The sequence below is a fragment of the Shinella sp. GW821-FHT10F02 genome, assembly GCF_058809275.1.
In genome coordinates this window covers 32,704-43,936 of sequence record NZ_JBXASL010000017.1, presented here as the reverse complement: position 1 = coordinate 43,936, position 11,233 = coordinate 32,704, and the positions used below count along the sequence as shown (strand labels likewise).

10 protein-coding genes are annotated in these 11,233 nt (G+C 66.9%); 7 read left to right on the top strand and 3 right to left on the bottom strand.

All coding sequences use genetic code 11. The features are described from left to right. Window positions 1–256: 256 nt before the first annotated feature. Window positions 257–955 carry an anti-sigma factor gene (locus AC1RWL_RS31760; protein WP_493097454.1) on the bottom strand — a complete coding sequence of 233 codons (699 nt, stop codon included), beginning with the start codon at window positions 953–955 and terminating at the stop codon, window positions 257–259. Continuing rightward, window positions 952–1,506 carry a sigma-70 family RNA polymerase sigma factor gene (locus tag AC1RWL_RS31755; RefSeq protein ID WP_439629441.1) on the bottom strand — a complete coding sequence of 185 codons (555 nt, stop codon included), beginning with the start codon at window positions 1,504–1,506 and terminating at the stop codon, window positions 952–954. The genes AC1RWL_RS31760 and AC1RWL_RS31755 overlap by 4 nt, the downstream gene beginning before the upstream one ends. Window positions 1,507–1,745: 239 nt before the next feature. Here AC1RWL_RS31755 and AC1RWL_RS31750 point away from each other — a divergent pair, with 239 nt between their 5' ends. Together AC1RWL_RS31750 and zwf are read left to right on the top strand one after the other, a co-directional pair. After that, window positions 1,746–2,534: a DUF4394 domain-containing protein gene (locus tag AC1RWL_RS31750; protein ID WP_493097453.1), complete on the top strand. Its 789-nt coding sequence runs from the start codon at window positions 1,746–1,748 to the stop codon at window positions 2,532–2,534. 201 nt (window positions 2,535–2,735) lie between these two features. Further along, window positions 2,736–4,193 (top strand): glucose-6-phosphate dehydrogenase, encoded by a 1,458-nt coding sequence (gene zwf / locus AC1RWL_RS31745; RefSeq protein ID WP_492649830.1) that lies wholly within the window; start codon window positions 2,736–2,738, stop codon window positions 4,191–4,193. A 31-nt stretch (window positions 4,194–4,224) separates the two neighbouring features. Here the strand turns inward: zwf and AC1RWL_RS31740 are convergent, their stop codons facing one another. Continuing rightward, a complete protein-coding gene (locus AC1RWL_RS31740; RefSeq protein ID WP_256119161.1) occupies window positions 4,225–4,995 on the bottom strand; it encodes a DeoR/GlpR family DNA-binding transcription regulator in 771 nt (256 codons plus the stop codon). A 261-nt stretch (window positions 4,996–5,256) separates the two neighbouring features. Between AC1RWL_RS31740 and AC1RWL_RS31735 the strand changes: the two genes are divergently transcribed. Genes AC1RWL_RS31735 through AC1RWL_RS31715 form a run of 5 tightly spaced genes read left to right on the top strand, consistent with a single transcriptional unit; the run spans window position 5,257 to window position 11,187 of the window. Next, window positions 5,257–6,660 carry an NAD(P)/FAD-dependent oxidoreductase gene (locus tag AC1RWL_RS31735; RefSeq protein WP_493097452.1) on the top strand — a complete coding sequence of 468 codons (1,404 nt, stop codon included), beginning with the start codon at window positions 5,257–5,259 and terminating at the stop codon, window positions 6,658–6,660. Continuing rightward, on the top strand, window positions 6,657–7,874 hold the full coding sequence (locus AC1RWL_RS31730) for an NAD(P)/FAD-dependent oxidoreductase (RefSeq protein WP_493097451.1): 1,218 nt from the start codon (window positions 6,657–6,659) through the stop codon (window positions 7,872–7,874). Before AC1RWL_RS31735 ends, AC1RWL_RS31730 begins: the two co-directional genes overlap by 4 nt. After that, window positions 7,875–9,266, top strand: coding sequence for an FGGY family carbohydrate kinase (locus AC1RWL_RS31725; RefSeq protein ID WP_493097450.1), 1,392 nt, complete (start codon window positions 7,875–7,877; stop codon window positions 9,264–9,266). A gap of 38 nt (window positions 9,267–9,304) precedes the next feature. Continuing rightward, the gene (locus AC1RWL_RS31720) at window positions 9,305–9,664 is read left to right on the top strand and encodes a DUF1937 family protein (RefSeq protein WP_493097449.1); all 360 of its coding nucleotides are present in this window, start codon (window positions 9,305–9,307) and stop codon (window positions 9,662–9,664) included. A gap of 26 nt (window positions 9,665–9,690) precedes the next feature. Next, window positions 9,691–11,187, top strand: a complete 1,497-nt coding sequence (locus AC1RWL_RS31715) for an amino acid permease (protein WP_493097448.1) — start codon at window positions 9,691–9,693, stop codon at window positions 11,185–11,187. Window positions 11,188–11,233 lie beyond the last annotated feature (46 nt).

Sequence of the window (11,233 nt, the reverse complement as noted above, 5' to 3'; positions counted from 1 at the left end):
GGCTTCAAGGCCCAAAGGTGCTGCGGCCTCTCATCCGCCACCGCAACCGGCAATACACCGCCAATCCCGGTGAAAGGGAAGTTACAAGGTGCCGGCAGGCGGATGAGGGGGATGCCGAAGGCAAAAAAGCGAAAAATTCCATCCACATCACCCCCTCATCCGACCCTTCGGGCCACCTTCTCCCCGCGGGGGAGAAGGGGAAAGCTGCAACGGTTTCCCGCCATATGCGATAACCGTGCCCTAAGCGCGGTGCGCGTTAGTGCACCGCCTTGGCAAAGCCCTTGGCGAGGATCGGCCCGGTGGGACGGCCTGACGTGGAGCCGCCGGCCTGTTCGAGCGTCAGTTCATAAAGCTGGTCTTCGTTCGGATCGGGCAATGTCGGCCCTTCCAGCCGGGCGGACCGGCTGCCGTCCAGAAGGCCGAGCGAAACGGGGCCGAGCTCGCGCGAGGGAAGCGTCCAGACCTGGATTGTCTTGTCGGCCGGCACCTCGAAGGCGCTGAGCAGGCGCACATTGGCCGTGTCGTTGCCAAAATCCTCGACGACCGCCTGCACCTCGCCGGCCTCGTTGAGGAGGACCGCAATCACCACCGGCTCGACCGTGCGGCCGAGGCTCCAGACGAGACCCGCCGTCAAAAGCAGCGTGGCGGCAAAGGAGGAAAGCGCTGCCAGCCGCCAGCCGGAGCGCCTGTTGTCGTTTGCCGGGGCGGCAACCGGAGGGGCCTCGCCGCGCGCCGGCAGGTTCGCCTCGATCCGGCGCCACAGACCATCGTCGACAGCGGCCGGCGCAAGCTGGGTGTCGAGCGGCAGGAAGCGCTCGCGGCTGGCCGCGACTGCTGCGCGCAAGGCTTCATCGTGCTCGATGCGGGCATCCACGGCCGCCGCCTCGCCGGCATCCAGCAGGCCCAGCACATATTCGTCCGCAAGCGAAAGCACGTCCTCTCTACCGCCGGTCATGACATGCACTCCCTCAACGCCGAAAGGCCGCGCCGTATCCACGACTTGGTCGTGCCGAGCGGCAGGCGCAAGCGCCCGGCGATCTCGCCATGGGTGTAGCCGCCCACATAGGCCATGAGAATGCCGCTGCGCCGCGTTTCTTCCAGCCCGTCGAGGCATTCGCGCAGGCGGCTGTCGCGGTCGAGCATCTGCCAGGCCGCCATGACCTCGCTGGCATGGTCGCGGTCCTGCAATGCCTCGATGTCGTCGACCGCCTCCTCGCGCCCGCCGTCGCGCAGCAGGTTGAGCGCGCGGTTGCGGACGATGGCATAGATCCAGCCGCGCGCCGAACCCCTCTCCCGCGAATATTGATGCGCATGGGTCCAGATGCGGATGAAGGCCTCCTGCACGACCTCTTCGGCAAGCTCGCGCCGGCGCACGATGCGCTGGGCGACGGCGACCAGCCGGCCGCTTTCGCGATCGAAGATCAGGCGGAGCCCGCTTCGCTCTCCCCTGGCGCAGGCGAGCACCGCGGCTTCCAGTTCGTCCGGATCGTCAGGTCTAAAAGCCAATCCACCCTCTTTCCGTCGAACATTGCAGTCGGCCGCGGTTTCCTGAAAAGCAATTGCCATCATCCGCATGATTTCGTCCAGTCATCTCTCCGGCATTGGTGACAGGAAGACACCCGGACAGCCCTGCTGGATGCAGCGTGCAAATATTTTTTTGCACGCTGCATCCAAAGGCCACCCGCCATGTGTCTTCGGATGGAGAGCATTTCCTCTCTCTAACGCCAAAAGCACCGGAGAACGACATGACCAAGCACTTCCACGCCCTCACCGCCTCCCTCGCCATCGGCCTTCTCGCCACCACGGCGTCTGCCGCACCCGTCCTCGGCCTTGCCGGCGACAAGACGCTCGTGCTGTTCGACACGGAAAAGCCCGCCGTCTCGAAAACCATGGAGGTCGGCGGCGTCGACAAGCTCCTCGGCATCGATTTCCGCCCCGGCAACAAGACCGTCATCGGCGTCACCACGGACCACCGCATCGTCTCGATTGATCTGGAGAGCGGCGCGGCAACCGACGTCGCGAAGATGGACAAGATGCTCGATCTCTCCGAAGCGCCGGTCGTCGTCGATTTCAACCCGATGGCCGATCGCCTGCGCTTCATGACCGGCACGACCAACCATCGCGTCCACCCGGATACCGGCGCCGTCACGGTGGACGGCACGCTCGCCTACGAAGAGGGCGACATGCACAAGGGCGAGACCCCGAACATCGTCGCCGCCGCCTATACCAATTCCTTCGGCAAGCCGGAGAAGACGGCGATGTACAATCTCGATGCCACGATCGGCGCCCTCATCCAGCAGACCAAGCCGAACGACGGCACGCTGAAGGCGATCGGCAAGCTCGGCATCGAGCCGATGCCCGCCGCCTACGCCTTCGATGTGCAGGCAACGGAAGACGGCACGAACACCGCCTTCCTCGCCGCCGGGAAGACGCTCTACACCGTCAACCTGGAGACCGGCGCCGCGACGAAAGTCGGCGATATCAGCGGCGTCGACAGCGACCTGCGCGACATCGCGGTGCTGCCGGCGATGTAACGAACGAACGCGGTCGAAGCCGGCACCCGCCGGCTTCGATACCCCCTTGATCGGCTTGCCAATCCATGCGTCTACTCCACCTGAAATCGGTGAGGGTTTGTTGTGGCCTCAGGCACGAAGACGACTGCTTCGCGACGGCGCAGGCCGGGCGTGGTCGCGTCTGGTGCCGAGAGCATCGGCCAAGAGTTGGGGACGGGCACTTTGCGCAAGAATTCCACCCGGGTCGGTCCCGGTTTTCCACAGGTCGTCGTGCTGTTCGGTGCGACGGGCGATCTTTCCCGGCGCAAGCTGCTGCCAGGGCTGTTCCACCTCATCAATGCCGGCTTCATTCCCGGCTGCCGCATCGTCGGCGTGTCGCTCGACGACATCAATGCGGACAGCTTCCGCACCATCGCCCGCGAATCGCTGGACAAGTTCCTGACCCGCAAGTTTACCGAGGCCGAATGGGAGGCCTTCGCCGCATCCCTCGACTATGTGCCGCTCAATGCCGGCGCGGGCGCGCTGAAGGCGGCCGTCGAGCGGGCGGAGGAAGCGCTGGGGCCGGAGACGCGGCGCGTGCACTACCTGTCCGTGCCGCCGAAGGCAGCCCTTCCCGCCGTGCAGCTTCTCGCCGAAGCGCAGCTGGTGGAGCGCTGCCGCATCATCATGGAAAAGCCCTTCGGCACGGACCTCGCCAGCGCCGTGGAGCTCAACAAGAAGCTGCACGAGGTCTTCGACGAAAAGCAGATCTTCCGCATCGACCACTTCCTGGGCAAGGAACCGGCGCAGAACATCCTGGCCTTCCGTTTCGGCAACGGCCTGTTCGAGCCGATCTGGAACCGCAATTTCATCGATCATGTGCAGATCGACGTGCCGGAAACGCTCGGCCTTGCGACCCGCGCCGCCTTCTACGAGACGACCGGCGCCTATCGCGACATGGTCGTGACGCACCTCTTCCAGATCCTCGCCTTCATGGCGATGGAGCCGCCGACCGCGCTGGAGCCGGCGCCGATCTCCGAGGAGAAGAACAAGGTGTTCCGCTCCATGCTGCCGATCGAGCCGCGCGACGTGGTGCGCGGGCAATATATCGGCTACCGCAAGGAGCCGGGCGTGGACCCGGAAAGCGACACCGACACGTTCATCGCGCTCAAATGCGCCATCGACAACTGGCGCTGGGCCGGCGTGCCCTTCTTCCTGCGCACGGGAAAACGCCTTGCCGAAGGGCAGCGCATCATCTCGATCGCCTTCCGCGAACCGCCAAAATCCATGTTCCCGGCGGGCTCCGGCGTCGGCGCGCAGGGTCCGGACCATCTCACCTTCGACCTTGCCGATGCCTCCAAGGTCTCGCTGTCCTTCTACGGCAAGCGCCCCGGCCCGGGCTTCCGGCTGGACAAGCTGTCGCTGCAATTCGCCATGAGCGAAACCGGCCTGATCGGCGAAGTGCTGGAGGCCTATGAGCGGCTGATCCTGGATGCGATGCGCGGCGACCACACGCTGTTCACCACCGCCGAGGGCATCGAGCGGCTCTGGGAGGTCTCCCAGCCGCTACTCGACAACCCGCCGCCGGTGCGGCTCTACGACCAGGGCGGCTGGGGGCCGAAGTCGATCCACCAGCTCATCGCGCCCCACGCCTGGCGCCTGCCGTTCGAGCGCGCCTGGCGGGATTCGGCGAAGGAATAGCGGGCGGCCCGCCTCAAATCGTCGGGCTGATCTAGGCGACGACGATTTCGGTGCCCGCGCCCTTAAGCGCTTCCGCAATCGCGGCGGGCGGGGCCTCGTCAGTGACGAGGCGGTCGATATTGCCCCAGGGGGCGACCTCGAAAATCCCGCGCTTGCCGAATTTCGAGGCGTCCGCCAGCACCGTGACGCTGTCGACGCGCTCGATCATGGTCTGCGCCACCTCGGTCACCTCGGCGTCGAAATCCATCACGGCATGTTCGTCCACCGCGCCGACGGTGAGGAAGGCGTGGCGGGCGCGGAATTTCCGGATCTGTTCCACCGCGAACTGGCCGAGCGATTCGCCCGCATCCGCGCCATAGGCGCCGCCGATCAGGAAAACCTTGTGGTCCGGATTGGCCGACAGCGTGGCGGCGATGCGCCAGGAATTGGTGACGACGACCAGCGCCGGCAGGTCGACCAGCGCCTCGGCGAGGATCAGCGTCGTCGTGCCGGTGTCGATGAAGACGGCGTCGCCGGGCGCAAGCAGGCTCGCCGCAGCATGCGCGATGCGGCGCTTGGCCGGCAGGTTTTCCGCCATGCGCAGCGCGAAAGGCCCCTCCACCGCCGGCTCCACCGCGGTGTTGGAGCGGACGCGCGCACCGCCGTGGAATTTTTTCAGGCGGCCCATCGCATCGAGATTGGCGAGGTCGCGGCGGATCGTCTCGCGCGAGGCGCCGAGCGTCTGGGCGAGGTCGTCGACGCTCACTTCGCCCGCCTTGTGCACGAGCTTCACAATTTTTTCGTGGCGATCGGCCGGCCTCACGGCGCCCCCTTGCAAGCACAGATTCGCGCAGGAATTCGCGCGATTTGCAGAATTTCTCCCGTTGTATCCTGCGGTTCGGTCAAGTCAATGACTGAATTCCGACCGTTCAGTCATTTCGACGTATTTCGCTTTGCCCCAGAAATCGCGCTTTCGCATCCCTTGCGAGCGTCTCGTGGCCTTCTCGCTCCGCCATCCCGCTTTACATTCGGTCATTTAGTTTATACCGTTCAGTCATAATGTGACCGAACGGGAGAGAATGCCGTGCCACTCCAGCCGCAGACCGGGGAGACCTACGATGTCGCCATTATCGGCGCGGGCGTCGTCGGCTGTGCGGTCGCCCGGCGGTTTGCGCTGGCCGGCGCCAGGGTGATCCTGATCGAGAAGGGCGCCGATATCTTGTCGGGCGCCTCCAAGGCCAACAGCGCCATCCTGCACACCGGCTTCGACGCGCCGCCCGGCAGCCTCGAACTGGAACTGGTGCGCGCCGGCCGGCAGGAATATCTGGAGATCAGGGACAGCCTGAACCTCGCTTTAGTGACGACCGGCGCCTATGTCTGCGCCTGGAACGCCCTGGAAGCCGAAAAACTCGCCGGCATCGAAAAACAGGCGCGCGACAACGGCACGACGGACGTGGTGCTGCACTCGGGCGACGAGGCCCGCGCGGCCATGCCGTCGCTCTCCGACCGGCTCGTCGCGGCCCTCGAAGTGCCGGGCGAGCACATCATCGATCCATGGTCGGCGCCGCTCGCCTATCTCACCCAGGCCGTGGCGCTCGGCGCGCGTTTCCTGCGCGGGGCGGAGCTGATCAAGGGCACCTTCGACAACGGCTGGCGGCTGGAGACGACGGCGGGCGAGATCCTTGCCGACACCGTGATCAACACGGCGGGGCTTTACGGCGATGTCGTCGATACCCGCCTCGGCTTCACCCCCGGCTTCCGCATCAAGCCGCGCAAGGGCCAGTTCGTCGTGCTCGACAAGGCGGCCGCGCGCCATGTGCCGCGTATCATCCTGCCCGTGCCCACGGAAGTGACCAAGGGCATCGTCGTCTGTCCCACGGCCTTCGGCAATGTGCTCGTCGGCCCGACGGCGGAGGAGCAGGAGGACCGGGTGCGCGCCACCGTCGAGACGCAGACGCTCGCAGCCCTCGTCGCCCGTGCGGCCGAGATCGTGCCGGCACTCGCCGGCATGCCCGTCACCGCGCTTTATGCCGGGCTGCGGCCCGCCAGCGAAGAGAAGGGCTACCGCGTCTTCGCGCGGCCGGACCAGCGCGCCATCACGCTCGGCGGCATCCGCTCGACCGGCCTCAGCTCCGCCCTCGGCCTCGCGCAGCACGCGCTGAAACTCCATGCGGGTTTCGCCGGCCCCTTCACGCCGCCCGCGCAGGCGCCCGACATCGCCACGCCCAACCTCGCCGAATGCCGCGAGCGCGACTGGCAGCGGCCGGACCATGGCGAGATCGTCTGCCACTGCGAGCTGGTGACGCGCCGCGAGATCGAGGCGACCTTTTCAAGCCCCGTGCCCCCCGGCGATTTCGGCGGCCTGCGCCGCCGCACCCGCGCCGGCATGGGCCGCTGCCAGGGGTTTTATTGCAATGCGCGGCTGGCGGAGATGACCAAGGGCAAGCTCGCTACGCCGCTCGCGATCGACACGGAGGGCGGGCGATGAGCGCTCTCGATGCGGATGTGCTGGTCGTTGGTGGCGGACCCTCCGGGGTGGCGGCGGCGATCGAGCTTCGGCGGCAGGGCCGGCGGGTCATTCTGCTCGATCGGGAGCCGGCGCTGGGCGGGGCGACGCGGCATTGTGCGCATTCGCCCTTCGGCATGCTGGAATTCGGCCGCGTCTATTTCGGCGCCGCCTATGGCCGCAAGCTGACGCGGGAAGCGGAGAAGGCCGGCGTGGATATCCGCACCGGGCATTCGGTGGTGGAGCTTGGCGAGGGTTCTCTGCTCGTGACCGCCGGCCCCGGCGTGGAAAAGCTGACGGCCGAGCGCATCCTCGTCACGACGGGTGCGCGCGAAAAGCCGCGCTCCGCCCGCCTGCTCTCCGGCGACCGGCCGATCGGCGTCGTGACCACGGGCACGCTGCAATCCTATCTCGCGTTTCATGGCCTCATGCCCTTCCGCCGCCCGCTGATCGTCGGCTCCGAGCTCGTCTCGCTCTCGGCGGTGCTGACCTGCCTCAGCCATGGCGCAAGGCCCGTCGCGATGATCGAACCCCGCGCCCATGCGCTCGCCCGCGCGCCGCTTACCTGGTTCCCGAGCCTGATGGGCATTCCCTTCCACCGCGGTGCCGAGATCGTCGACATTCTCGGCCGCTCGCGCGTCGAGGCCGTCACCATCCGCCGCGCCGAAAAGCTCGAAACGCTGGATTGCGACGGCGTGCTGCTCACCGGGCAGTTCACCCCGGAATCCGCGCTGTTCCTGCAATCGGCCCTGGGCATCGACCCGGGCAGCGCCGGGCCGGCCGTCGACCAGCAGGGCCGCTCGCTCGATCCGCGCATGTTCGCCGCCGGCAATGTCCTGCGCGCGGTGGAGACCGGCGGCTGGGCCTATCGCGAGGGCCGCGCCATCGGCAGGGCCATCGCCGAGGATTTTGGACGCGACCCCGGGGACGGTGCCCCGGTGCCCGTCACCTTCGATGCGCCGATAAAACTCGTCGTGCCGAATATCCTGCGCCGCACCGCGTCCGCCCCGGCCTTCCGGCAGTTCCAGCTCCGCGTGCTGCGGCGCGTGCGCGGTCGGTTGTCGCTGGAACTCGACGGGCGGGAAGTCTGGCAGGCGCGCGGCCTCTGGATGCCCGAACGACGCATCCTCGTGCCCATTCCGCCGGATGCGCCGCAGGCGCAGAACGTGCATTTTCGTTTCAGGGAGGAAGACTAGATGCGGGTAGCCGCCATAGACCAGGGCACGACATCCACCCGTTGCCTCGTCATCGAGGATGGCGGCGCCTGGCGCGTCGCCGGCACGCGCCGCCATGCGCAGCACCACCCCGCCCCCGGCTGGGTGGAGCACGATCCGGAAGAGCTGCTGCGCAATATCGAGGCGGTGCTGGAGGGTGCGGGGCCGGTTGATGCCATAGCCATTTCCAACCAGGGCGAAAGCTGCCTCGCCTGGGATGCGGAGACCGGAAAACCGCTGTCGCCCGTCATCGTCTGGCAGGATTCGCGCACGGCGGAGGCGCTCGCCGCCCTGCCCCCGGAGGCGGAAGCGCGCTCCAAGGCGGTGAGCGGCCTGCCGCTCGATCCCTATTTTTCCGCAAGCAAGCTTTCCTGGCTGGTAAACACCCTGCCCGCCGTCGCCGCCGCCCTTGAGGCCACCCGCCTGCGGCTCGGCACCACCGACGCCTTTTTCCTCGACCGGCTCTGCGGCACCTTCCGCACCGACCTCGCCACCGCCTCGCGCACCGGCCTGATCGACCTTGCGACCGGCACCTGGAGCGCGGAAATGTGCGCGCTGCACGGCGTGCCGCGCCAGTGCCTGCCGGAGATCGCCGCCGTCGATGCCGGCTTCGGCACGATCGCCGGCACGCCGGTAAAAGTCTCGATCGTCGACCAGCAGGCGGCCCTCTTCGGCCATGATTGCCGCAAGCCGGGCGATTGCAAGATCACCTTCGGCACGGGTGCCTTCCTGCTGGCGATCGCCGGCGACAGGCGCCCGGCGGAATCCGATCTCCTGCCCACCATCGCCTGGCACTTAACGGGCGAAGGCCCGACCTTCGCCATCGAGGGCGGCGTCTATGATGCGGGCTCGGCGCTGGAATGGGCGCGCGATATCGGCCTGTTTTCGGCCATGGAGGAGCTCGGCAGCTTTGAAGGCCCCTCGGCGCTCAGCCGCGGCATCGTCTTCGTGCCGGCGCTGTCGGGCCTTGCCGCGCCCTATTGGGACCGCCAGGCCGCCCCCCTCTTCATCGGCATGGACCACGCGACGGACCGGCGCGACCTGGTGCGCGCGGTGCTGGAAGGCATCGCCATGCTGACCGTCGGGCTGATCGAGGCGGCCGCCAAGGTCGGCGAACTCGGCCCCAGCATCTCCATCGACGGCGGCCTGTCGCAGAGCGCTTACTTCGCCCAGTTCCTCGCCTCGGCCAGCAACCGCGCGATCACGGTGGCACCGATGCACGAGCTGACGGCGCTGGGCCTCGCGGAACTCGCCGGTGTCGACGTCCGCGGCGCGCGCACCGCCGCAAAGACCTTCAAGCCGGACGGCACGGTCGGGGCCTCCGACCATGCCCGCTTCGCCAAAGCCATCGAAAGGGCGCGCGCCTGGCGGTGACGCCGCCAGCCGCATCCCAAAACCTCACGGAGCCAGACATGCGAAAAATCTTCCTCGCGTGCCCCTACGGGCATGCGGACAAAGCCGTCGTGGAACGGCGCTTCGACATTTCCAACGCGGTCGCCGCCCGCATCGTGGCGAATGGAGCGGCCGTGTTCAGCCAGGTCTCCATGTCGCACCCGATCAACGGCCAGCTCGCCCATCTCGACAAGGCGGCGATCGGCCGCCTCTGGGCGCCGGTCGATGCGCTCTTCATGGAGGCGATGGAGGAGCTGATCGTAATCGACGAACCGGGTTGGAAGGAAAGTGCGGGCGTCGCCCGCGAGATCGACTTCTTCAAGGAACGCGGCCGCCGGGTCAGCCTGTGGAGCGAGGCCGAGCGCGACTTTCCGGCATGAACTGAATTTTCAACAGGAGGAGAACCATGAACAGCACGACACACCATGCAAGCGAGCACGACACGCTGAAACGCGACGTCACCGCCTTCCAGTCCTTCGCCGTCGCCTTCGGCTTCGTGTCGATCGCCACCGGCATCTTCACCGCCTATGGCGCCATGCTCTCGACGTCTGGGCCGATGGGCATCTGGACCTGGCCGGTCGTCGTCGTCGGCCAGCTGATGGTCGCCTTCATCCTCGGCTCGCTGTCCGCGCGCATACCCGTCACGGGCTATGTCTACCAATGGGCCTCGCGCATCTCCAATCCGGTTTTCGGCTGGATCATGGGCTGGATCAGCTTCACCTTCCTCGCCATCGTGCTCTGCGCGGTGGATTACACCATCGCCTCCACCGTGCTGCCGGTGCTGTTCGGCTATGAGGGCACGCCGACGAATGCCTGGTGGATCACCAGCCTCGTCATCGTCGTGCAGGCGGTGATGATCGCGTTTTCGACGAAATTCACCCAGCGCTTCAACGCCGTCGCCGTCACCATCCAGCTCGTCGGCATGATCGGCCTCGTCGTGCTGCTCTTCGCCGCCGGCTACCTCAACAACGAACTGGACTTCTCCAACCTCGTCAGCACCGGCACCATCTCGCCGGAGGGCTATTACGGGTTTGGCGAACTGACCAAAGTCGGCCCGTGGATCATGGGCACGCTGCTCGGCGCCTTCACCATCGTCGGCTTCGAATCCGCCGCCAACCTTGCGGAAGAAACCCGCGAGCCGGCGCGCGTCGTGCCCAAGGCCATGTGGCAGGCGGTGCTGAGCCTCGGCATCATCGGCATGCTGTTCCTCGTCGCCATTACCGCGCTTCTCGGCGATCCGGCAGCGATCGGCAGCTCGGCGACGCCCATTGCTGACGTCATCTCCCGCGTGCTCGGCCCGGTCGTCGGCAATATCCTCCTGGTGCTGGTGGTGATCTCCATCTTCTCCTGCGGCCTCGTCATCCTTCTCTCCGGCACGCGCCTCGTCTGGGCCATGTCGCGCGACGAGCGGTTCCCGGGCTGGCAGCTCTGGCACAAGATCAGCCCGACGCTGCACACGCCGGTCAATGCGACGATCCTGGTCGCCGCCATCGGCGAGATCATCCTGGCGCTGTTCTCGCAGCAGACGGATGCGCTGTTCTCGCTGTTTTCCGCCGCCACGCTGCTGCCGGCGATCATCTATGCGGTGACCGTGCTGATGTATGCCGCCAAGCGCCACCAGCTGCCGCCGAGCCAGGGCTTTTCGCTCGGCAAATGGGAGGTGCCGGTGCTGGTGCTCGCCATCGCCTGGCTCGCCTTCGAGCTTGCGATCTTCCGCGATGCCTCCTTCGCAAAACCCTGGTCCTATGTGGCGATCATGTTCGCCATCGGCGCGGTCTATCTCGGCTACCTGCTCGCCTCGCGCGGCGGCGCCAAGGGGTTGAAGATGCCGGAGCTGATCGCCATCGACGCGATCCTCGACGCCGATCGCGGCGCCGATTTCAACGCGACGCCCGCCGAGTAGCGAAAAAACGCGTGGAAACCGCGCGGCTGTGACTGTATCGACGGAA

Bases quoted from the DNA above. Each gene is read 5' to 3' on its own strand.
- AC1RWL_RS31760 (WP_493097454.1), bottom strand. From the start codon at position 955: ATGACCGGCGGTAGAGAGGACGTGCTTTCGCTTGCGGACGAATATGTG.
- AC1RWL_RS31750 (WP_493097453.1), top strand. From the start codon at position 1,746: ATGACCAAGCACTTCCACGCCCTCACCGCCTCCCTCGCCATCGGCCTT.
- AC1RWL_RS31730 (WP_493097451.1), top strand. From the start codon at position 6,657: ATGAGCGCTCTCGATGCGGATGTGCTGGTCGTTGGTGGCGGACCCTCC.
- AC1RWL_RS31725 (WP_493097450.1), top strand. From the start codon at position 7,875: ATGCGGGTAGCCGCCATAGACCAGGGCACGACATCCACCCGTTGCCTC.
- AC1RWL_RS31720 (WP_493097449.1), top strand. From the start codon at position 9,305: ATGCGAAAAATCTTCCTCGCGTGCCCCTACGGGCATGCGGACAAAGCC.
- AC1RWL_RS31715 (WP_493097448.1), top strand. From the start codon at position 9,691: ATGAACAGCACGACACACCATGCAAGCGAGCACGACACGCTGAAACGC.